A 20,746-nucleotide genomic window follows, 5' to 3' on the forward strand; every position below is an offset into this window, starting at 1 on the left:
CACAGGCCGTCTGAAAACCTTAAACCTTTTTCAGACGGCCTCAAAACTCAAGAAAGCAAATCCCATGTGGCGTTATATTTTCCAACGCTTGTTACTCTTAATTCCCACGTTGCTCGGTATTCTGGCGGTGACGTTTGCGATTATCCAATTCGTGCCCGGCGGGCCGGTGGAGCAGATGGTACAGCAGTTGACCCAAAGCGCGGCGGTGGGTGAGGCGGGCGGCGGTGCGGCGAATATGATGAAATCGGGCAACTTGAGTGCAGATGACATGGCGGTGTTGAATGCGCTTTACGGTTTCGACAAACCGCCGTTGACACGCTTTGTCGAGATGGTCGGCCGTTTTTTACGCTTTGATTTGGGCGAGAGTTTTTTCCATCATCAAACTGTGTTTGAATTGGTGAAAGAAAAAATGCCCGTATCGATGAGCTTAGGGTTGTGGACGTTTTTCCTGACCTACCTGATTTGTATTCCGCTCGGCATTGCCAAGTCGGTGCGCGACGGCAGCCGCTTTGATATGCTCACCGGCATGGTGGTGTTGGCCGGTTATACTATTCCGCCGTTTGTGTTGGGTTTGGTGCTGCTGGTGTTGTTCGGCGGCGGCAGTTTCTTTTCATGGTTTCCGCAGGGCGGTTTGGTGAGTGATGATTGGGAAAATCTGAGTACGTTTGCCAAAATCAAAGATTATCTGTGGCACATGGTTTTGCCGATTACCGCATCGGTGGCAGGCAATCTTGCCGTGATGACGGTGTTGACCAAAAACGTGTTTCTCGAAGAAATCCGCCGCCAATATGTCTATACCGCCCGTGCGAAGGGTTTGCCGGAAAAGCAGATTTTATGGAAACATGTGTTCCGCAACGCCATGATTCCGTTGGTTACCGGCTTTCCGGCCGCCTTTATCGGCGCGTTTTTCACCGGCAGCCTGCTGATTGAAACGCTGTTTTCGCTCGACGGGCTGGGCCTGTTGTCATACGAAGCGGTAATGAAACGCGATTATCCGGTGGTGATGGGCACGCTGTATGTGTTTACACTGATGGGGCTGCTGGCGAAATTGTTGTCTGATATTTCTTATTCGTGGGTCGACCCGCGCATTCATTTTGGCGGGCAGAAGTAGGCCGTCTGAAAGATTTGAGGATAAATCAATGAAAAGTTTGAAAGATATTAAAAAAATTATTGCGTAAAGTCAGGAAGCGCATGAAATCTTGGCGGAGTATTTAGCCGAATTTTATACCATCTCTATCAATTGGCACTAAAAAATTTTTCAGACGGCCTCAACAAAATACAACGATGAAGACTCTCTCTCAAAATCCCACATGGCAGGCTTTTAAGCAGCACAAGCGCGGTTGGCTGGCGTTGCGCGTGCTGACGGTGCTGTTTGCCGTGGCGCTGGCCGCTCCGTTGTGGAGCAACGACAAGCCGCTGTGGATTCAGTATCAGGGCAAAACCTATTTTCCGCTCATCAGTACCTATTATGAAACCGAATTCGGCGGCGATTTCGAGACGCCTGCCGATTATCTCGACCCCTTAATCCGCCAAAACATCACGTCCGACGGCAATTTTGCCCTGTATCTGCCTAATCCTTACGCCGCCGATACCTTAAACGATTTCGACACCCTGCCCGATCCGGCAAGACCGTCTGAGCAGCATTGGCTGGGCACGGACGACCGCGGCCGCGATGTGCTGGCGCGTTTGGTGTACGGTTTCCGCGATTCGCTGCTGTTCGCATTGGCCTTAACCGCCGTAACCACGTTTATCGGCGTGGTGATGGGTGCTGTGCAAGGCTATTTTGGCGGCAAAACTGATTTGCTGATTCAGCGCTTTTTAGAAATCTGGGGCGGCTTGCCCGAGCTTTATCTGCTGATTATTTTGTCGTCGTTTTTTAATCCGGGCTTGCTGATTTTATTGTTGTTGCTGTCGCTGTTCGGCTGGATGGGGCTGTCGGACTATGTGCGCGCCGAATTTTTAAAAAACCGCCAGGCCGATTATGTGCTGGCGGCAAAAAGCATGGGCGTGGGCAACGGCACGATTATGTGGCGGCACATTCTGCCCAACAGCCTCACGCCGGTGTTGGCGTTTTTACCGTTCCGCATTTCCGGTGCGGTGTTGGCCTTAACCAGTTTGGACTTTTTGGGGCTGGGTGTGCCCGCTTCGCAAGCCAGTTTGGGTGAACTGTTGGCGCAGGGCAAAGACAATTTAGATGCATGGTGGATCGGCCTGTCGGCAGTCGGCGCATTAACGGTGATGTTGCTGCTGTTGGTAATGGTGGGCGAAGGCTTGCGCCATGCGTTCGACGTGCGGGTACGCAATTGATTTCAGACGGCGTTTGCCGAATAATCTTGCGTTTTTGCCGAAAATCTCATCGGAACTTGCTTGTTTTTACGCGAAACGGCTTACTTTCTTTATGCTGATTCTATAAAATACAGACGGCCCGGCAACGGGCAGCCTGCGGGGTATATCAAACCATTCCAATAAGAAAGCTTTATGAATTATCTTTATCGCAATTTTTACCAAATGCTGTCGGCGGCAAACCATAAGTCTGCCAAAAATACTGCTATTTTCAACGATCAGGAAAAAATCAGCTATCGCCGGCTCAAACAGCAGGTCGATGCGGTGGCCGCTTATCTGCAAAGTATTGATGTGAAATTCGGCGACAAAGTAGCGCTGGCCGTGTCAAATTCGCCGGATTTTATTGTGGCTTATTTTGCCATCACGGCTCTGGGTGCGGTGGCCGTACCTATGAACACGTTTTTGAAAAACGACGAATTTGCCTATATTCTCAATGATTGCGCGGCCAAATTTCTGTTTGCTTCGGACGGTTTGAAAGAAGTCCGAGGCTTGGAAGACAAAACCAAGCTGGAAAAAATCATTTGGATCGGCGATAAACGGCCGGCCGATAAAAAACACGCCCATTTTACGGCGGCCTTGTCGTTTCCGGAGAAGCCGGATTTAAGCCATCAGCCTGCCATTGATGATTTGGCACACATCATTTATACATCGGGCACTACCGGCCATCCGAAAGGTGCGCTGATTACGTATAAAAACCTGTTTTCCAATCTGCAAGGGGTGGAGCAGGTATTTAAGATTTCGCGCAAAGACCGCTTTGTCGTGTTCCTGCCGATGTTCCACAGCTTCACGCTGACGGCGATGGTATTGCTGCCGATTTACATGGTGTGTTCGATTATTTTGGTAAAATCGGTGTTTCCGTTTTCCAATGTGCTGAAGCAGGTTCTGTTCAAGCGCGCGACCATTTTCTTGGGTGTGCCGGCGATTTACACCGCGATGGGCAAGGCAAAAATTCCGTGGTATTTCCGCTGGTTCAACCGCGTGCGCCTGTTTGTCAGCGGCGGCGCGCCTTTGGCTGAGCAAACCATTTTAGATTTTAAAGCCAAGTTCCCCAGATCCAAGCTGATTGAAGGCTATGGCCTAAGCGAGTGTTCGCCGGTGGTTTCCGTTAATACGCTGGAGCAGCAAAAAGTCGGCAGCGTGGGCAAACCGTTGCCGGGCTACCAAATCAAAGCAGTTAACGATGAATTGATGGAAGTGGAAAAAGGCGGCGTGGGCGAACTCATTGTCAAAAGCGATGCGGTGATGCAGGGCTATCTGAATATGCCGGGCGCGACCGACGAAGCGGTTGTCAACGGCTGGCTGCGCACGGGCGATTTAGTGCAGATTGATGATGACGGCTTTATTTTCATTGTCGACCGCAAAAAAGATTTGATTATCTCCAAAGGCCAAAACATTTATCCGCGCGAGATTGAAGAGGTGCTGTACAAAATGGATGCGGCGGAAGCGGCGGCGGTGATTGGCGTGAAAGACCAATATGCCGATGAGGAAATCGTTGCTTTTGTGCAGGTCAAAGACAAAATGACGCTCGATGAAAAAGAAGTACGCGCCTATTTGCGCAAAAATCTGGCGAATTTTAAAGTGCCCAAGCACATTTATTTTAAAGACGAGTTGCCGAAAAACGCTACCGGCAAGGTGTTGAAACGCGTATTGAAGCAGCAGTTGCAAGAAGAGAAATCGGCCGGATAAGGCCGTCTGAAAAGCGTGGTTGGCCAATCACGCTTTTATGCTATGGAACCCATCATGACCCCGATTTTACAAATCGAGAACCTCAATGCTTCATTTCCGGGCAAACAGGTGTTGCACGGCATCAACCTCACCGTGCAAGCCGGACGCAAGCTGGCGGTTGTCGGCGAGAGCGGCAGCGGCAAAACCGTGTTGGCGCAGGGCATTATGCGGCTGAACCCGGCGGTGTCGTTAACAGGCCGTCTGAAATTTGAAGACGCGGATTTGTTGACGTTGCCTGAACGCAGTCTGCAAAAGCTGCGCGGCCGTGACATTGGCATGGTGTTCCAAGAGCCGATGACAGCCTTAAATCCGGTGATGCGCGTAGGTAAGCAGATTGCCGAAGTGTTGACGCTGCATTTGGGTTTGACCGCCAAACAGGCATGGGCGCGCGCTGTCGGGCTTTTACATGAAACCGGCATTCAGCAGCCGGAAGAAAAAGCCTTTGCCTATCCGTTTCAATTATCGGGCGGACAGCGGCAGCGGGTAATGATTGCGATGGCGGTGGCGGCAGAGCCGAAACTTTTGATTGCTGATGAGCCGACTACTGCGCTGGACGTGGCGGTGCAGGCGCAGATTCTCGATTTGCTGTCACGCTTGCAACAAGTGCACGGCATGACCTTGGTGTACATCAGCCACGATTTGAATTTGGTGCGCCGTTTTGCCGATGACGTGGCGGTGATGCAGCATGGCCGCATTATCGAGCAGGGCTGCGTGGAAGACGTATTCGGGCGGCCCCAACATGAATACACCAAAATGCTGCTCAATGCCGGCGCAGTGCGGCAAGTGGTTGGTTTGCCCGAAAACCCTGCGACTGTGTTGGAAGGAGAAGCCATCAGCGTATCGGTAAAAGAGCGGGACGGTTGGTTTAAGAAAAGCCGCAAAATGCTGCTTCAGCCCGTGGATTTTCATTTGAAAGCAGGCGAAACCTTGGGCATTATCGGCGAGAGCGGCAGCGGCAAAACCACGCTGGCCAAAGCAGTGATGCGTTTGATAGATGCGGAAGGCCGTCTGAAAATCAACGGCCAAGCATGGCGGCCTGAACTGCGCAAAGAAATCCAAATGGTGTTTCAAGACCCGTTCGGCGCATTCAATCCGCGCATGAATGTATTCGATATTGTCGCCGAAGCTTTGCGTGTGCACGAGCCGGAGTTGGGCCGCGAAGCCATGCACGCGCGGGTGAAGGAAACCCTGCGCCAAGTCGGTTTGCCCGAAGACGTGACGACGCGTTATCCGCATGCGTTTTCCGGCGGCCAACGCCAACGGCTCGCCATTGCCCGTGCGATTATCGTGCGCCCGAAAATTTTGGTGTTGGACGAGCCGACCAGTGCGCTTGATGTGCAATGGCAGCAGCAGATTTTGGCTTTACTGGCTGATTTGCAGCGTCGGCATGGCTTAAGCCTGATTATTATCAGCCATGATTTGGCGGTGATTCGCGCGCTGTCTCACCGCGTGATGGTGTTGAAAGACGGGCAGATTGTCGAAGAAGGGGATTTAGAGGCGGTGTTTGCAAATCCTCATGCCGGTTATACGCAAAATCTATTGTTGCACGCGGGGGCTTGAAATTTTCCGCCGTTAGCCCTATTCTGCCAATATACAAAAACCCTCATCTGAAAGGAAACACTATGAGTAGCGAACTGATTGTACACACCACTGATGCCAATTTCGAACAAGACGTTTTGAAATCAGACGTGCCGGTATTGCTGGATTTCTGGGCTCCATGGTGTGGCCCGTGCAAAATGATTGCCCCGATTTTGGACGATGTTGCCGCCGAATACCAAGGTAAAGTGAAGGTTGTGAAAATCAACATCGACGACAACCAAAACACCCCCAACCAATTCGGCGTGCGCGGTATTCCGACTTTGATGGTGTTCAAAGACGGTCAAAACGTAGCCACTAAAGTGGGCGCGTTGGCAAAAGGCCAATTGACTGCATTCTTGGATGCGTCTATCGCTTAATCATTGATGTGATGATAAAGGCCGTCTGAAACCGTATGGTTTCAGACGGCCTTTTTGATGCGGATAAGATATAGGCAGAATGTTTAGACAAGCTGTCGGCAAACTGTGGAAAAATAGGTTTATCTGTTGAAATATCAATAAAAAAATTAAATGCTCAAAATTTAAGCAGATTAATGGTTTTGAGAATATACTGGAAATAAGGCTGTCTGAAGCTGAAAACACACAGTTCCGACCATCAAAACTGTGTGCAGCCTGTGTATAAATCCGATTATCCATTGAAAGATAAACGAAAAATAATACTGCTTAAAATTCAAACGAAAATTGCGATTACTCACAGCATAACAAGAAAGAATTGTGTGCAGCCTGTTGATAACTTATCTATCTTAATGAAATTTAAACATAAAAGAATCATGCTTAAAAATTAAGCAGATGAAGACAGGCGGTTTCAGACGGCCTGCGCTATAATTCCATTATCGGTTGGCACATAAAGGAACATTATGCACACATTGTCGGCAGAAGTGCGCTTGGCGCAGGCCAAAGCGCGGTTGCGTCACAGCCGCCGCCGGGCAACCGGCTTGCTGCTGGCCGCTTGCGTATTGTTTGTGTTGTCCTCGCTGTATCTCAAGCATTATGCATGGCTGGCGTATGTGAAGGCCTTTTCCGAAGCGGCAATGGTGGGCGCACTGGCCGATTGGTTTGCCGTGATTGCGCTGTTCAGACGGCCTTTGGGTTTGCCAATTCCGCATACCGCTATTTTGCCGCGTAATCAGGCGCGTATTGCTGATGAATTGGGCAGATTTATTGAGAATAACTTTTTGCAGGGCAAACCGATTGCCTTAAGGGTGTATCAGGCACAACCAAGCGACAAGCTGCTGGGCTGGCTGGCGGGCGAATCGGTACGCAGCCAATGGTTGCCGCGGGTAGCCAAGCAGATTCCGCTGTTACTGAATATCGCCAAGCCCGGGCAAGTGGCGCGCTTTTCCGGCATGATGCTGGCGCAGCAATACAACGGCGAGAAAATAGCCAAAACACTTTCGGACGGCCTGATTCTGCTCAAAGCACACGGTATGCACGAAACTCTGTATTACGGTTTATTGAAGCAATTACGTCGTTGGTTGAAAAATCCCGAAACGCGCGAAATGCTGGAGCAAAACCTACGGGAATGGGCAACCAAAATTGAAAGCGATGCACCGAGCACATGGGATAAATTCAAAGCTGCGCTGAAATCGACGGTGGTGGATAAAGTTGACGACTGGGCGGCCGCCAAAGCCTTGGATTGGGCAGACGGTTATTTGGCCGCCGCTATGCAGGGTGGCGATAATGCCATGCGTCGCCGTTTTGACGGGCAATACGATGCGGTTATCGAACGGCTGCAAACTTCACGCCTGTGGCACCGCCGTTTGGAAGCGGCCAAAATGCAGATTGCCGAATCGCCGGCCTTGCAAAACAGCTTGGAAGATTTTTGGAAAGGGCTGCAAAACTGGGCAGAGAATGATGTAGCCAAAACCGATTCGTTGTGCGCCGCGCAATTGCAAAAGCTGCTCGATCACATGCTGGCACAAGCCGAAACCTATCCGCAGTTTATGCGCAGAGTCGATGTGCGCCTGTCGCTGATGGTGCGTGATTTCGTCATGCGCTACAAAGAGCAGGCTGCGCAGTTTGTAGCGGATAAAGTGAAAAGTTGGGACAGCGCGCAAATGGTGGAAAAACTCGAACTCAGCGTCGGCAAGGATTTGCAGTATATCCGTATCAACGGCACACTGGTCGGCGGCTTGGTCGGGCTGGTGATTTATGTGGTGTCGCAATGGTTGGGGTAGCAAAATAAGCTTGAGGCCGTCTGAAAAGCAAATGACTTTCAGACGGCCTTGTTTATATTATTGTGAATCAAACAAAGAAAAGGTATTCAAGGGAGAAGTTGCTTTTATTGAAACGGTTCTGAGCATTTATTGACTAAATTGCTTTGGTGAATCATTCGTTTAGAAATTTTCAGACGGCCCGGGATAAGATTTGATGGCGGTGTGCTGTTTATTTCCATCTTATTGGAAATGGTTATTAAAAGTGGCAAATTCCGTCATGTACCGAAAAAAAGTAACATCATACTTGACGAGAATCACAAAAAGATGACAAAAAAAGGCATATTGCCGAGATTGTGTGCCATCAGGTGATGCGGATATTTAATGACATATGGGTATTTTTATATATTTTTATTTTTAAAACAATCTATTGTAAATTTATTTAAGGAATTCAAAGTTTTGGCACGATATTTGCTTGATAGTCAGTAGAAACAAAACGGTGCGCAAGAAAATATCGGCAATCTGTTGGGTTTCTTCATGAAAAAAGCAAACATATTACGTGGAAATAATCAAACGGGAAACCGTTACAACACTCAGCAATAAAATTGCGGGAAAACGTCATCACCATCTTCGGATGGTGATGACATCTACAGAATAAAAAAAGTAACACGAATCTTACCAAATTAAAACAACAGGATTTAAAAATCCGATTATCTCCCTAAAACTATTATGAAAACGCAAGGCCGTCTGAAAAGCGAAGTCTGTATCATACCCGCTTGAAAGACGGCCGCTTTTTTTGCCTAATCTGATTTGCCTGAATACAAAAAAGCCCTGTTGCCGGCAACAGGGCTTTTTTTCGGATGAATTACAGGCCGCTTAAGCGTGCAGTGTCGTGTGCAATCATCAATTCTTCATTGGTTGGAATCACCACGGCAACGGCTTTGCTGTCGGCAGTAGTAATTACACCGGCGTTGCCGAAACGGGCAGCCAAGTTGGCGTCTTGGTCGATGTTCAAGCCCAAGAAGCCCAAGTAGCCCAACACTTTGCTGCGGATTAAGTCAGAATTTTCACCGATACCGCCGGTGAAGGCCAATACGTCCAAACCGCCTGCAGCAACGGACATGCTGCCGATGTATTTCGCCAAACGATAGCAGAATACCTCCAGTGCCAATACCGCGCCGGAGTGGCCGTTGGCCGCTTCTTCTTCGATGGTGCGGCAGTCGCTCGACAATTCAGACAAGCCCAGCAAGCCTGATTTTTTGTTCAACATATCGGTTACTTGCGCGATGGTCATATTGGCGTTTTCAGCCAAGAAACCGAATACCGCAGGGTCAATGTCGCCCGAACGAGTACCCATTACCAAGCCTTCCAGCGGGGTTAAGCCCATGCTGGTGTCTTGGCATACGCCGTTGGCAATGGCGGCAATCGAGGCACCGTTACCCAAGTGAGCAATCACCATGCGCAAATTGTTTTTGTCTTTACCCAAGAAGCGGGCGGCTTCGTCAGACACATAGCGGTAGCTGGTGCCGTGGAAACCGTATCGGCGCAAGCCGTATTTGCTGTACAACTCGCGTGGTACGGCATACATATAAGCGCGTTCCGGCATGGTTTGGTGGAACGCGGTGTCGAATACGGCCACGTTTGGCAGGCCTTTGAAAATGTTTTGTGCGGCGCGCACACCCAACAGGTTGGCAGGGTTATGCAATGGCGCCAACGGGATGCATTTTTCGATGCCGGCAATCACGTCTTCGGTAATCAAAGTCGATTCGCTGTATTCTTCGCCGCCGCTGACAATGCGGTGGCCGATGGCGGCGATTTGGCTGTCGAAGCCGTGTGATTTCAATTCTTCCATCAAGGCTTCAACTGCGCCGGTGTGATTCGGGTTGGCAGCCAATTCAACTTTGTGTTTTTCACCGTTGAATTTAAAGGTGATGTAGGCATCAGGCAAGCCCAGCTTTTCAGCCAAGCAGCTCAGCAGCACGCCGCCGCTGTCGTTATCCAAAACAGCACCTTTTAACGATGAACTGCCGCAGTTTAAAACCAAAATCAATTTTTGAGACATCTGTAGGCTCCTAAAGGTTTTCAGACGGCCTGTGGCATGATTGCCAAAACGTGGGGGAGTCGTCTGAAACAGGTTAATAAAAACATTCGAAGGCTAGTCTATTCGATATAAAAAGTCAATGCCGCGGGGCGACTATCTTGATATAGCTCTATTCATTTAAGCATTGGCGGCAGCAAACTGCTATCCGCAAAAAGATGCTAAGATAGAAGGCCGTCTGAAAGCGTAAAGCAGAGGGTATTGATTTGCCGTTCAGACGGCCTTTTATATGATTTAAAGACAAAACCATGCATTATTTCAGTATCCACACCCAACAAGGCGAGCATTTGGGCTTTTTCATCATGCTGGCCGATGACGAATCCGAAGCGCAGCCGCAAAGCGGGCGGTTTGCCGTTAAACTGCAAAGCGAAGATGTGCCCGAAGACCAAGCGGCTGTCGCTGCCTTGCAACCTTGGCAGGAGGCGGCCGAACCGCTGTTTTGGCGCGTGGAAAAAGACCGCGTCGAACTCTTTGCCGGTAACAGCAATATCGGCGGCATCCGCAACGAATACCTGACCTTATCCGGCCAAATGCTGGTTTTAAACGATTTAACAGGGATGATGTAATGGAAAGTATGTTTATTTTGGTGCCGATCAGCATCATTTTAGCCTTTATCATCGGCTATTTTTTCTGGTGGTCGGGCAAACACGGACAATTTGACGATTTGGAAGGGCCGGCACACCGCATTTTGATGGATGACGACTCCACCGACAAACTGCTGGAAAAAGAACAAGATTCCGCTAAAGGCGACACCAAATGAGCGTAAAAAAAGATTATTTGAATTTCAAAACCAGCCGCCGTTTCGCACCTTTATTTGGCACGCAGTTTCTCGGCGCATTTAACGACAATGTGTTTAAAACCGCGCTGTTTGTGATGATCAGTTTTTACGGCTTGGGCGCCAACGATTGGATTCCGGCCAGCCAAATGCTGAATTTGGGCGCGTTGCTGTTTATCCTGCCGTATTTTCTGTTTTCCGCCTTATCCGGCCAACTGAGCAACCGCTTCGATAAAGCTGTGTTGGCGCGCTGGATTAAGTTACTGGAAATTATCGTGATGAGTGTGGCATCGTATGGTTTTTATATTCAATCGGCGCCGCTGTTGCTGTTTTGTCTGTTTTGCATGGGCACGCAATCGACCTTGTTCGGTCCCTTGAAATACGCCATTTTGCCCGATTATCTGAATGATAAAGAATTAATGATGGGCAACAGCCTGATTGAATCGGGCACGTTTATCGCCATTTTGTTCGGACAGATTTTGGGCACCTCTTTGGCAGGCATTCCGCTGCACATTGCCGGAATGGTGGTGACTGGGGTGGCGGTTTGCGGCACCTTGACCAGCCTGTTTATGCCATCGGTGCCTGCCAAAGCGCCGGATACCGAAATCGAACTCAATATCGTCAAAGGCACGATGGACTTAATGCGCGAAACCGTGTCACAAAAACCCGTGTTTACCGCCATTATCGGCATTTCGTGGTTTTGGTTTGTCGGCTCGGTTTACACCACCCAATTGCCGACCTTTACCCAAATCCATCTGGGCGGCAACGATAATGTGTTTAACCTGATGTTGGCATTATTTTCCGTCGGCATCGCCATTGGCTCGGTGGTGTGTGCCAAACTCAGCCACCAACATTTGCGCTTGGGCTTGGTGACCGTAGGTGCCATCGGTTTGACAGCGAGTGGTTTGCTGCTGGTTTGGCTCACGCACGGCCAACGCTTTGCCGAACTCAGCGGCATCATGTGGTTTTTATCGCAAGCCAATGCTTATCCGGTAATGCTGACCATGATGGCCATTGGCTTTTTTGGCGGCTTTTTCTCCGTGCCGCTCTACACATGGCTTCAGACTGCCTCCGGCGAAACCTTCCGCGCGCATGCGGTGGCGGCCAATAATATCGTTAACGGCATTTTCATGGTGACGGCAGCGATTCTCAGCGCAGTATTATTAATGCTGTTTGAGAGCATTACTTTGCTTTATCTGATTGTGGCGACGGGTAATGTGTTGCTGCTGGTTTATTTGATTAAACGCGAACCACGGTTTGTTTTGAAGAAAAAGCATTAATCAATCACCTAAGAGGATGAGGCCTTAGAGGATGAGGCCTTAGAGGATGAGGCCTTTGTACCATTTTGGATTTGAGTGCAGTTCGAAGTCAAAGCAGCCCGGAAAGCACAGACATATCATTTAGATAGACAAGCTTTCGAGCAGCGCATAACGAAGAAATGCGCCAAAGATAGGATTGTGCAGAAGTCTCAGGCCGTCTGAATTTTCAGACGGCCTTTACTGTTTATCTGTATAATGAATGCTTATTTCAACCCGATTTTCAAGCGCATGATTTATCCGTGGCACCAGCAAGAATGGCAGCAACTTGCCGCGCATTGGCAAAATCAGCCCAATGCGTGGCTGTTTACCGGCAGGGAAAACACCGGTAAAACGGCATTTGCGCGTTATGTGGCGCAGGCTTTGCTGTGTGAAAGGCCGTCTGAAAACCATCAGCCCTGTAGCCAATGCGCTTCGTGTCATTTGTTTTCGCAAAACAGCCATCCCGATTTTTACGAACTCACGCCCGAATTGCCGGAAGACGGCAGCGTAGGGCGCAAATTACTGCAGATTAAAATCGATTCTGTGCGCGATATTGTTGAAAATATTTATCTTACTGCCGTACGCGGCGGGCGGCGGGTAGTGTTGGTTCATCCGGCTGAAAGCATGAATGTGCAGGCGGCCAACGGTTTGCTCAAAGCCTTGGAAGAGCCGCCGCAGCATGTGATTTTTCTGCTGGTAACGCACGCGCGGGATAAGCTGTTGCCGACGATTAAAAGCCGCTGCCGGCAAATGGTGCTGCCCGCGCCGAACCGTGATGAAGCCTTAGATTATTTGCAAGGGCAGGGGGTGGATAATGCGGCTTCGTTGCTGGCGTTTCACAGCGGTGCCCCTTTATTTGATGCCGCGCCCGAATTGGACGATTCGCGCCAAGACTTGCTGAACATACTCGCTACGCCGCGTTTGCTGGCGATGCTGGATTACGCGGCGGCGTTCGACAAACAAAAGCAGCCGTTGGCCGTGGTCATCGATTGGCTGCAAAAATGGCTGGTTGATGTCGGCTTGGCGCAGCAAAACATGCCGCCGCTTTACTATCCTGATTTTGCGGCGCAATCGGCAGCCGTTGCCGCCAAAACCGAACCGCACCGCCTGTTTGCACTCACAGGCCGTCTGAATCAACTCAGCCCTTACGGACATCATACCTTGAGTGTTAAAATGCAGCTTGAATATATCCTGATTGAATATCTCAATTTTTGGCAAAATAAATAAGGTCGCCCAATGAGTACTAAAGAAATCCCGGCCAAGATGATGGCTTTGAAATTAAAAGAAAAAAACACGCTTTACAATTGCTATATGCCGTTTTTCGAACACGGCGGCCTGTTTGTGCCGACCGATGATGTGTTTTCGCTGGGCGAAGACATTTTGCTGGCGGTGGAAATTGGCGAGCATCCCAAGCTTTATTTGCCGACCGAAGTGGCATGGATTAATCCGGCACGCACATCGGCAAATCGTCCGAAAGGTATTGGTTTGGCGTTTTCATCACACGAAAACTGCCTGCAAACCAAATCCATTATCGAAGGCGAGCTGGGCAGCGCATTGCGCAGCGACCGCGCCACGTTTACCCTTTAATTAAGCCGGCTTATTTATGCAACTCATTGATTCACATTGCCATCTGAATTTTGAAGGCTTGGGCGGCCGTTTGCCGGAAGTGTTAGCTAATATGGCTGAAAACGAGGTCAGGCAAGCACTCGCCATCAGTGTGAGCAAACAAAGCTTTGCCGAAGTGTTTGCCATCGCCCAAGCGCACGGGCAAATTTTCTGCACCATCGGCGTGCATCCCGACAGCGAAGAAGCGGAAGAATTTACCGTGGCCGAAATGGTAGCGCAGGCGCAGCATCCGAAAGTGGTCGGCATTGGTGAAACCGGTTTGGATTACCATTGGTGCAAGGGTGATTTGGCTTGGCAGCATCAACGTTTTGCCGACCATATCCAAGCGGCGAATGAAAGCAGTTTGCCGGTAATCGTGCATACCCGCGATGCCGGCGAAGACACGCTGCACATATTAAAAGAATGCCAAACCAATTCAGGCGTGATTCACTGCTTCACTGAAGACGTAGTCTTTGCCAAAGGCGCATTGGATTTGGGACTGTATATTTCATTTTCCGGCATTGTCACCTTCAAAAATGCGCCACAGATTCAGGAAGCGGCAAAATATGTGCCGAAAGACCGCATGTTGGTGGAAACCGATGCCCCTTTCCTCGCGCCTGTGCCGAAACGCGGCAAACGCAACGAGCCGGCTTATGTGCGTCATACTGCTGAGTTTATCGCCCAATTGCGTGGCGAAGCAGTGGAAGAAGTGGCTGCTTATACCACGGAAAACTTTTATAGGTTGTTCCAAAAAGTGCCGCGTTGGATGGAATAACGCTGTCTCAAAAATGGTTGGTCTCAATAATTTTATGCTTTTCAGACGGCCTGTTTGAATAAGCAAAAGGAAATCGGATGTTGAAAGTTTAATAATGACTGTAATCACTGCTGCCGCATTGGCCGCTTGTGCGCAACAAAACGGGCCTGAATCGCCGATAGCCGGTATGCCAATCCCACTGCCGAATGTTGTATGAAGCAGGGCGGCAAATCGGTGATGGAAAAAAGATGCGCAAGGCAATGAATACGGTGAATGCCATTTGTCCGATGGAACAGTATAGTGTATTCACTTTAAAATAGGACAAGGCGGTGAGCCGAAGACAGTATGGATAATAAGGCCAGGCGAACCAACGCCGTACTATTTTAAAGTGGATTCACTATAGTAGAAGCATGGGCTTAACTTCCGTCGGTATCATCAATAATGGTCGATACCTTTGCAAAATCTCCATCTTTGGCACATTTCTTCATTATGCGCTACCCGAAAGCTTGTCCTATCTTTGTGATACGTCTTCGCTTTCTGTACTGTTCCAGCTTCGAATTTTACTCAAATCCGGGGTTTTGCAAAGGTCTCTGGCTATATAAAAGGCCGTCTGAAAAAAATTTTCAGACGGCCTTTTATTATGAAATCAATTCATTACGCAGGAATGCGCAATTTTTGACCCACGTAGATTTTATCAGGGTGGCTTAACATTGGTTTGTTGGCTTCAAAGATTTTCATGTATTGATTGGCATCGCCGTAGTATTTTTTCGCGATGGCAGACAAAGTGTCGCCGCTCACTACGTCGTGATATTGTGCTGCTGCTTCGGCAGGGAATTGCAGGTTGTTGTCGACATCAGAAACGCCGGTCACGTTGCCCGCCGCCAAAACTGCTTTTTCAGCCGCTTCTTGCGAAGGGGCAGAGCCACTCAAGGTAACTTTGCCGCTGGCGCCGTCGAAAGCAACAGCCAAGCCGGTCAGGCCTAAGTTTTGTTTCTCGATGTAAGTTTGGATAGCGGCCGCTGCTTTGGTGTTCAAATCATCGACGTTGGCTGCTGTTTGTGCGGCCACTTCTTTTTCGTCTTTGCCAAACAGTTTTTCGCCTGCATTTTTAATAAAGCTGAACAAACCCATAAATCCACTCCTTTAAATGTGTTTAATAAATGTGTTTAAAAAATTCGGGTTATCCGAATGAACCAATAATCATACGAAACGCGCCGAAAGACAAGCAGGGCAAGGCTTGTATTACCTTGTTTTACAAATACGGGCAGCCAACCTTCATTATTGCTACAATAACAATCTGAAACTTTACCCACAAACCTGCCATGAACAACGAAATTACTTTGCTCACCCTTTTTCTGCTCGGCTTTTTCGGCGGCGGTCATTGCGCAGGCATGTGCGGCGGCTTGAGCAGCGCGTTTGTATTGCAGCTGCCGCCCAACCTGAATCGGGCAGGGCTGATTATCTTGCTGAACTTGGGGCGCGTGAGCAGCTATGTGTTGATTGGTTTGATTTTGGGCTTGGCCGGCCAAATTGGTATTTCGTCAGATGAAACGCGCTGGCTGCAAAATATTCTGTATGTGGCCGCTAATGTGTTGCTGCTGCTGTTGGGGCTTTACTTAGCAGGTATTTCCAGCATGGCGGCCAAAATCGAAGGGCTGGGGCGGCCGGTGTGGAAGCGCTTGAATCCCGTGTTGAACAAGCTTTTGCCCATCCGCTCGATTCCGGCTTGTTTCGCCGTGGGCATGCTGTGGGGCTGGCTGCCTTGCGGCTTGGTGTACAGCGCATCTCTGTATGCCTTAGGCAGCGGAAACGCATGGCATGGCGGCCTGTATATGCTGGCGTTTGCGTTGGGAACGCTGCCGAATTTGCTGGCGATGGGTTTCTTTGCCGCACAGTTGAAAAGCTTTCTGCAAAACCGTAAAGTGCGCTTAATTGCCGGTTTGCTGGTCGCAGCTTGGGCAGTATGGCGTTTGGCAGTATTTTTTATGTAAGCTTGGGCATCATAATCAAAGGCCGTCTGAAACAAATTATTTCAGACGGCCTTTGATTTATAACAATTTCAACAGCATACGCAGCGAAATCAGCAACAGCAATACGCCGAAAACCTTCTTCAATTTATCGGCAGGAAGCTTGTGCGCCAGCTTTACGCCCAGCGGGGCAAACAACATTGTAGCAATGCTTAATACCAATACCGCAGGTAAATAAACAAAGCCCAGCGAGCCTTCAGGTAAATCGGCAATCTGCCGGCCTGCTGCCAAATAACCGACCGTCCCCGCCACCGCAATCGGCCAAGCCAAGCCGCTGGATGTGCCGATGGCACGGTGTGCCGGCATGTTGCAATGCATTAAAAACGGCACCGACAATGAACCGCCGCCTACACCGACCCAGCTTGATGCCGTGCCAAAGATTACGCCCATGACGCTGAGCCCGGCAAAGCCCGGCAGGTGGCGTGAAGGTACGGTTTTGCTGTTTATCAGTATGCGCAAAGCAATCAGCGTGATGAATACGATAAAGAAGATTTGCAACCCGTAAGTGGGGATGGATTTGGCTGAAGCTGCGCCAATAAACACGCCGCCAATCATGCCGGGCGACATTTTGCCGACAGTCGGCCAGTCGATAGAGCGTTTTTTGTGTTGCGCATGTATGCTGGATAAGGTGGTGAACACCATCACCGCAAATGACGAGCCGATGGCCAAATGCTGGGCGTAAGGGTGTTCGCCGCCGTATTGCAAATGCAATACCCACAAAACAATCGGCACGATAATCGTGCCGCCGCCGACACCGAACAGACCGGCCAAAAAACCGGCTGCGCTGCCGCCGGCCAGCAGCGCGAGAATCGCATCAAGATTATTCATTGAAAATTAAGCGGTTTTATGGCGGCGTTTGCGTAACCAACGGCGCGCCGCCAAAATATAGCCAGACAGGCTGTAGCCGAAGAAGAATAAGAATAAAACCAGCGACGGTTCCCACGTCACCAGCAGCAAAATCAATACGGCCAGCACCATGCCCATAAACGGCACTTTGCGGCGGATATTGATTTCCTTGAAGCTCCAAAACGGAATCTGTGCAATCATTGACAAACCGGCAAACAGGGTAATGCCCAGCGCCCACCAATGCACGCCGGGGAAACGCTCGACGCTGTGATTGACCCAAATCAGGCCGACAATCAGCGCAGCGGCGGTCGGGCTCGGAATGCCGATGAACCAGCGTTTGTCCACTTTGCCGATTAAAGTGTTGAACAAAGCCAAACGCAAGGCGGCACAAGCGCAATAGATAAACGCTACCGAATAACCGATTTTACCGAACTGCCAAAGCTGCCATTTATAGGCAATCAGCGCGGGTGCCACGCCGAAGCTGACCATGTCGGCCAAGCTGTCGAGCTGTTCTCCGAACGCGCTTTGCGAGTTGGTCAAGCGGGCGACGCGGCCGTCCATGCCGTCGAGCAGCATGGCGATAAACACCGCAATCGCCGCCGTTTCGTAATGGCCGTGCATGGCTTGGGTGATGGCGTAAAATGCGGCAAAGAGCGCCGCAATCGTGAAGGAATTGGGCAAAAGGTAAATGCTGTTCTGACGTAAAGACGCGCGTGGCGGAACCGGGTTGGGATTTTCCATGTTTTCCATATTTTTCCGTAAGAATGCATGTTATTGAATGTGGGGATACCTTATACCGTTTCTCAAGTGATGGCAACTCTCGGGCAACTCAGGTATCGGCGGTTTTCGTATTTTTACCGGCGTGACGGCGGTTTCACGAAAAATCAAACAAATCGGGCTGCGCCGTTTTGCCGGTAACGCGCACATCGGTTTCACCATCGGCAAACACGATATGCAGTTTTTGGCCTTGCTTCAATCCTGCCGCACTGCGCACCACTTGGCCGCGGCTGTTTTTCACCACCGAAAAACCGCGTGCCAAAATGTGCTGCGGCGACACGGCTTCCAACAGCGCGGATTGCTTTTCCAAGGTTTGGCGGCGTTGCTCGAGTAAAATGCCAAACGATTGGGCTAAGGCCGTTTGAAGCTGCGACACTTCACGTTTCGGTTGCGAAACATCAGGGCGCAAGTGTTGCAAAGCCTGCATTTGGCGCGATAATTGTTGTGTGTTAAAGCGATGGTTTTGCTGCATGGCAAAGCGTAAATGCTGCGCCAATCCCTGCATCTGCAAGCGCTGTTCGTTTAATTTTTGACGCGGATGACGGATTTGCCGCGCCAGCCAATCTGCTTTTTGACTGGCATCATAATAACGCTGCTGCAATACCGTTTTCAGACGGCCTTGTGCCTGCGCCAATTTACGCAGTGATTCCAAACGGTTGGGGCTGACCAATTCTGCCGCGCCGGTCGGTGTCGGTGCACGCACATCGGCCACAAAATCCGCCAGCGTGAAATCCGTTTCATGTCCCACGCCGCTGATCACCGGAACGACGCATTGCTCAATTGCCCGCACCACCGGTTCTTCGTTAAACGCCCACAAATCTTCAATGCCGCCGCCGCCGCGGCACACAATCAGCACATCACATTCCGCCCGCGCCGATGCCGTCCGAATCGCTTGTGCAATCTGCAATTCGCTGCCCGCGCCTTGCACCGCGGCCGGATAAATAATCACCGGAATCTCCGGCGCACGGCGTTTCAGCGTCGACACCACATCACGCAAAGCTGCCGCTGCCAAACTGGTGACAATGCCGATGGTTTTCGGGTGGGCGGGCAGCGGCTTTTTGCGTTCTGAATCGAACACGCCTTCAAGCTGTAATTTGGCTTTCAGCTTCTCATAAGCTTCATACAAACGTCCCAAACCGACCATACGCACTTCGTTGACCGTAATCTGAAATTCGCCGCGCGCTTCGTAAATGCTGATTTTGCCGCTGACTTCAATGTGATCGCCTTCCTTCAAAGGCCGGCTCAAACGCGCCGCCGCCCCCTTAAACATCGCACAACGCACCTGCGCGCGGCTGTCTTTCAGCGAAAAATAATAATGCCCGCTCGCCGCCCGCGTGAGATTCGATACTTCGCCCGCAATCCACAAGCCGGAAAGATGGTCTTCCAGCAGGTTTTTGGCCAGTGCGTTGAGTTCGGAAACGGATAGGGAAGCGGCGGTAAATAAATCGGACATGGCAGGTGTCGGTGATTGGGGAAAGTGGGGATTATAAAGGTTTTCAGACGGCCTTTGTAGGATACCGGTTCAATGCTATAGTAATGAACACTAAAAACATAATATACGGGAAGAACATGAAACATATTTTGATTGATTTTGAAAATGTGCAGCCGAAAGCAGAGCAATTAAACGGATTGGATGATGAAAGCTGCCATATTTGGTTGTTTTTGGGGAAATTGCAGCAAAAGAGCCTATCGGTTGAGTTGTGCGAAGCGTTGTGCCGTTTTGGCAAAAATGTTCATTTTGTTCGTATTGCTAAAACAGGCAAAAATGTGCTCGATTTTTATTTGGCTTATTATTTGGGCAAAATTACAGAACAGGATAATGAAGCATTAATTTGTATTTTGTCGCGTGATGGTGATTTTGATGTTTTGGTTGAGCATTTGGAAGATGTGGGACACTGCAAAGGAATTGTGCGCTTGGCAGCATTGGACGATGCGCGAAAAAATGAAGCTGAATTATTGGAAAGGGCGGAAGGAGAAAGGCCGTCTGAAAATGCCGATAACAAAATTATTCAGGAGGAGCCCATCGTAGAAGCATATAAGAATGCTGCTTTTATTGGGGAATGTACGAGAAAAGTTTTTTTTGAGCTTATGAAGCCGGACGCATTCAAACCCAGTATGATAGGTAATTTGCGGAAGCGCTTACTCAACGTTTTGGCATCAGATTTGCAACCTTTTAACGATAAAGAAAAAATGGCGGCAGTCGTATTGGTGCTTCAGAAATTGAAAGATAAGCAATTTATCACGCAAAATGCAGATACCAATTTTGTGGAATATCATCTGAATAGTGATGATATTTTAGAGAGATTAACGCAAAAACTGGTTCAATCAAAAGTAAAGAGCGTGGAAGGCGCAAAAAATGTTTTAACCGGCCAAGCTAAAATTTTATTTTTCGATATTGACCAAAACACAATCAGCGATATTTTGAAATATTGTGAACGGGAAGGTATGTTGAGAATTGAGAATCAGAAAATAGAATATCCTCCGTTTCCTTTGGTTGTGCCTATTCCTTCGCAAAGTATTGTTGTCAGCAAAGAAGAAGACGTTAAAATCATGCAGAAGGTGGCGGAATTTTTTAATAAATCTGCGAAAAACAAGCCCGCAAGTCTCAAGGCGTTAACCAATTCTTTTAAATCAACTTTAAAGTTAAGTGACAAGCAAATTGAAAAGTTAATAAGAGTTTTGGTTGATAAGAAGAAGTTTGCTGTCGGCGAAACAGGAAAAATAACCTACAAAAAGTAAAGGCCGTCTGA

Annotated in this window: 19 protein-coding genes; 14 read left to right on the forward strand and 5 right to left on the reverse strand. The window is 49.3% G+C overall.

Annotated features, from left to right (window positions below; genetic code table 11):
* Positions 1 to 64 precede the first annotated feature (64 nt).
* The 6 genes from H4O27_RS03285 (at position 65) to H4O27_RS03310 (ending at position 7,840) form a co-directional block, all read left to right on the forward strand.
* Positions 65 to 1,111 (forward strand): ABC transporter permease subunit, encoded by a 1,047-nt coding sequence (locus H4O27_RS03285; protein WP_165009978.1) that lies wholly within the window; start codon positions 65 to 67, stop codon positions 1,109 to 1,111.
* Positions 1,112 to 1,284: 173 nt separating this feature from the next.
* Positions 1,285 to 2,307 carry an ABC transporter permease gene (locus H4O27_RS03290; RefSeq protein WP_165009976.1) on the forward strand — a complete coding sequence of 341 codons (1,023 nt, stop codon included), beginning with the start codon at positions 1,285 to 1,287 and terminating at the stop codon, positions 2,305 to 2,307.
* Positions 2,308 to 2,478: 171 nt separating this feature from the next.
* Positions 2,479 to 4,029, forward strand: coding sequence for a fatty acid--CoA ligase (locus H4O27_RS03295; protein WP_165009974.1), 1,551 nt, complete (start codon positions 2,479 to 2,481; stop codon positions 4,027 to 4,029).
* A gap of 51 nt (positions 4,030 to 4,080) precedes the next feature.
* Entirely contained in the window at positions 4,081 to 5,628 is a 1,548-nt protein-coding gene (locus H4O27_RS03300; RefSeq protein WP_165010006.1) for an ABC transporter ATP-binding protein, read from the forward strand.
* A gap of 62 nt (positions 5,629 to 5,690) precedes the next feature.
* Positions 5,691 to 6,023: a thioredoxin TrxA gene (gene trxA, locus H4O27_RS03305; protein ID WP_165009972.1), complete on the forward strand. Its 333-nt coding sequence runs from the start codon at positions 5,691 to 5,693 to the stop codon at positions 6,021 to 6,023.
* Positions 6,024 to 6,520: 497 nt separating this feature from the next.
* Positions 6,521 to 7,840 carry a DUF445 domain-containing protein gene (locus tag H4O27_RS03310; RefSeq protein WP_165009970.1) on the forward strand — a complete coding sequence of 440 codons (1,320 nt, stop codon included), beginning with the start codon at positions 6,521 to 6,523 and terminating at the stop codon, positions 7,838 to 7,840.
* An 841-nt stretch (positions 7,841 to 8,681) separates the two neighbouring features.
* Here H4O27_RS03310 and H4O27_RS03315 read toward each other — a convergent pair.
* Positions 8,682 to 9,878 carry an acetate kinase gene (locus H4O27_RS03315; protein WP_165009968.1) on the reverse strand — a complete coding sequence of 399 codons (1,197 nt, stop codon included), beginning with the start codon at positions 9,876 to 9,878 and terminating at the stop codon, positions 8,682 to 8,684.
* A gap of 284 nt (positions 9,879 to 10,162) precedes the next feature.
* Here H4O27_RS03315 and H4O27_RS03320 point away from each other — a divergent pair, with 284 nt between their 5' ends.
* The 6 genes from H4O27_RS03320 to H4O27_RS03345 all read left to right on the forward strand — a co-directional run bounded on the left by H4O27_RS03320 (position 10,163) and on the right by H4O27_RS03345 (position 14,367).
* Positions 10,163 to 10,480, forward strand: a complete 318-nt coding sequence (locus tag H4O27_RS03320) for an HLGFF motif protein (RefSeq protein WP_165009966.1) — start codon at positions 10,163 to 10,165, stop codon at positions 10,478 to 10,480.
* On the forward strand, positions 10,480 to 10,674 hold the full coding sequence (gene ccoS / locus H4O27_RS03325; RefSeq protein ID WP_165009965.1) for a cbb3-type cytochrome oxidase assembly protein CcoS: 195 nt from the start codon (positions 10,480 to 10,482) through the stop codon (positions 10,672 to 10,674). Before H4O27_RS03320 ends, ccoS begins: the two co-directional genes overlap by 1 nt.
* Complete coding sequence (locus H4O27_RS03330; protein ID WP_165009963.1) at positions 10,671 to 11,969, forward strand: MFS transporter; 1,299 nt, start codon at positions 10,671 to 10,673, stop codon at positions 11,967 to 11,969. Before ccoS ends, H4O27_RS03330 begins: the two co-directional genes overlap by 4 nt.
* 267 nt (positions 11,970 to 12,236) lie before the next feature.
* On the forward strand, positions 12,237 to 13,214 hold the full coding sequence (locus H4O27_RS03335) for a DNA polymerase III subunit delta' (RefSeq protein ID WP_165010004.1): 978 nt from the start codon (positions 12,237 to 12,239) through the stop codon (positions 13,212 to 13,214).
* Between the two features lie 9 nt (positions 13,215 to 13,223).
* Positions 13,224 to 13,574, forward strand: a complete 351-nt coding sequence (locus H4O27_RS03340; RefSeq protein ID WP_165009961.1) for a PilZ domain-containing protein — start codon at positions 13,224 to 13,226, stop codon at positions 13,572 to 13,574.
* 16 nt (positions 13,575 to 13,590) lie between these two features.
* On the forward strand, positions 13,591 to 14,367 hold the full coding sequence (locus H4O27_RS03345; RefSeq protein WP_165009959.1) for a TatD family hydrolase: 777 nt from the start codon (positions 13,591 to 13,593) through the stop codon (positions 14,365 to 14,367).
* Positions 14,368 to 15,000: 633 nt separating this feature from the next.
* Here H4O27_RS03345 and lysM read toward each other — a convergent pair.
* Positions 15,001 to 15,477 (reverse strand): peptidoglycan-binding protein LysM, encoded by a 477-nt coding sequence (gene lysM / locus H4O27_RS03350; protein WP_165009957.1) that lies wholly within the window; start codon positions 15,475 to 15,477, stop codon positions 15,001 to 15,003.
* Between the two features lie 191 nt (positions 15,478 to 15,668).
* Here lysM and H4O27_RS03355 point away from each other — a divergent pair, with 191 nt between their 5' ends.
* Complete coding sequence (locus H4O27_RS03355; RefSeq protein ID WP_165009955.1) at positions 15,669 to 16,337, forward strand: sulfite exporter TauE/SafE family protein; 669 nt, start codon at positions 15,669 to 15,671, stop codon at positions 16,335 to 16,337.
* 57 nt (positions 16,338 to 16,394) lie between these two features.
* On the opposite strand, the gene H4O27_RS03360 is transcribed toward H4O27_RS03355, so the two are convergent.
* The 3 genes from H4O27_RS03360 to xseA form a co-directional block, all read right to left on the reverse strand.
* Positions 16,395 to 17,201 (reverse strand): sulfite exporter TauE/SafE family protein, encoded by an 807-nt coding sequence (locus H4O27_RS03360; RefSeq protein WP_165009953.1) that lies wholly within the window; start codon positions 17,199 to 17,201, stop codon positions 16,395 to 16,397.
* A gap of 6 nt (positions 17,202 to 17,207) precedes the next feature.
* Positions 17,208 to 17,960 carry a CDP-diacylglycerol--serine O-phosphatidyltransferase gene (gene pssA / locus H4O27_RS03365; RefSeq protein ID WP_371864826.1) on the reverse strand — a complete coding sequence of 251 codons (753 nt, stop codon included), beginning with the start codon at positions 17,958 to 17,960 and terminating at the stop codon, positions 17,208 to 17,210.
* A gap of 133 nt (positions 17,961 to 18,093) precedes the next feature.
* Positions 18,094 to 19,449 (reverse strand): exodeoxyribonuclease VII large subunit, encoded by a 1,356-nt coding sequence (xseA, locus tag H4O27_RS03370; protein WP_165009949.1) that lies wholly within the window; start codon positions 19,447 to 19,449, stop codon positions 18,094 to 18,096.
* An 83-nt stretch (positions 19,450 to 19,532) separates the two neighbouring features.
* Between xseA and H4O27_RS03375 the strand changes: the two genes are divergently transcribed.
* Positions 19,533 to 20,735, forward strand: coding sequence for a PIN domain-containing protein (locus H4O27_RS03375; protein WP_371865586.1), 1,203 nt, complete (start codon positions 19,533 to 19,535; stop codon positions 20,733 to 20,735).
* Positions 20,736 to 20,746: the final 11 nt, after the last annotated feature.

Source organism: Neisseria yangbaofengii, assembly GCF_014898075.1.
GTDB classification, from domain to species: Bacteria; Pseudomonadota; Gammaproteobacteria; order Burkholderiales; family Neisseriaceae; genus Neisseria; species Neisseria yangbaofengii.

Excerpts from the sequence above, each read along its gene's own strand:
- H4O27_RS03285 (WP_165009978.1), top strand. The coding sequence starts at position 65 with ATGTGGCGTTATATTTTCCAACGCTTGTTACTCTTAATTCCCACGTTG.
- H4O27_RS03290 (WP_165009976.1), top strand. The coding sequence starts at position 1,285 with ATGAAGACTCTCTCTCAAAATCCCACATGGCAGGCTTTTAAGCAGCAC.
- H4O27_RS03295 (WP_165009974.1), top strand. The coding sequence starts at position 2,479 with ATGAATTATCTTTATCGCAATTTTTACCAAATGCTGTCGGCGGCAAAC.
- trxA (WP_165009972.1), top strand. The coding sequence starts at position 5,691 with ATGAGTAGCGAACTGATTGTACACACCACTGATGCCAATTTCGAACAA.
- H4O27_RS03310 (WP_165009970.1), top strand. The coding sequence starts at position 6,521 with ATGCACACATTGTCGGCAGAAGTGCGCTTGGCGCAGGCCAAAGCGCGG.
- H4O27_RS03315 (WP_165009968.1), bottom strand. The coding sequence starts at position 9,878 with ATGTCTCAAAAATTGATTTTGGTTTTAAACTGCGGCAGTTCATCGTTA.
- H4O27_RS03320 (WP_165009966.1), top strand. The coding sequence starts at position 10,163 with ATGCATTATTTCAGTATCCACACCCAACAAGGCGAGCATTTGGGCTTT.
- ccoS (WP_165009965.1), top strand. The coding sequence starts at position 10,480 with ATGGAAAGTATGTTTATTTTGGTGCCGATCAGCATCATTTTAGCCTTT.
- H4O27_RS03330 (WP_165009963.1), top strand. The coding sequence starts at position 10,671 with ATGAGCGTAAAAAAAGATTATTTGAATTTCAAAACCAGCCGCCGTTTC.
- H4O27_RS03335 (WP_165010004.1), top strand. The coding sequence starts at position 12,237 with ATGATTTATCCGTGGCACCAGCAAGAATGGCAGCAACTTGCCGCGCAT.
- H4O27_RS03340 (WP_165009961.1), top strand. The coding sequence starts at position 13,224 with ATGAGTACTAAAGAAATCCCGGCCAAGATGATGGCTTTGAAATTAAAA.
- H4O27_RS03345 (WP_165009959.1), top strand. The coding sequence starts at position 13,591 with ATGCAACTCATTGATTCACATTGCCATCTGAATTTTGAAGGCTTGGGC.
- lysM (WP_165009957.1), bottom strand. The coding sequence starts at position 15,477 with ATGGGTTTGTTCAGCTTTATTAAAAATGCAGGCGAAAAACTGTTTGGC.
- H4O27_RS03355 (WP_165009955.1), top strand. The coding sequence starts at position 15,669 with ATGAACAACGAAATTACTTTGCTCACCCTTTTTCTGCTCGGCTTTTTC.
- H4O27_RS03360 (WP_165009953.1), bottom strand. The coding sequence starts at position 17,201 with ATGAATAATCTTGATGCGATTCTCGCGCTGCTGGCCGGCGGCAGCGCA.
- pssA (WP_371864826.1), bottom strand. The coding sequence starts at position 17,960 with ATGGAAAATCCCAACCCGGTTCCGCCACGCGCGTCTTTACGTCAGAAC.
- xseA (WP_165009949.1), bottom strand. The coding sequence starts at position 19,449 with ATGTCCGATTTATTTACCGCCGCTTCCCTATCCGTTTCCGAACTCAAC.
- H4O27_RS03375 (WP_371865586.1), top strand. The coding sequence starts at position 19,533 with ATGAACACTAAAAACATAATATACGGGAAGAACATGAAACATATTTTG.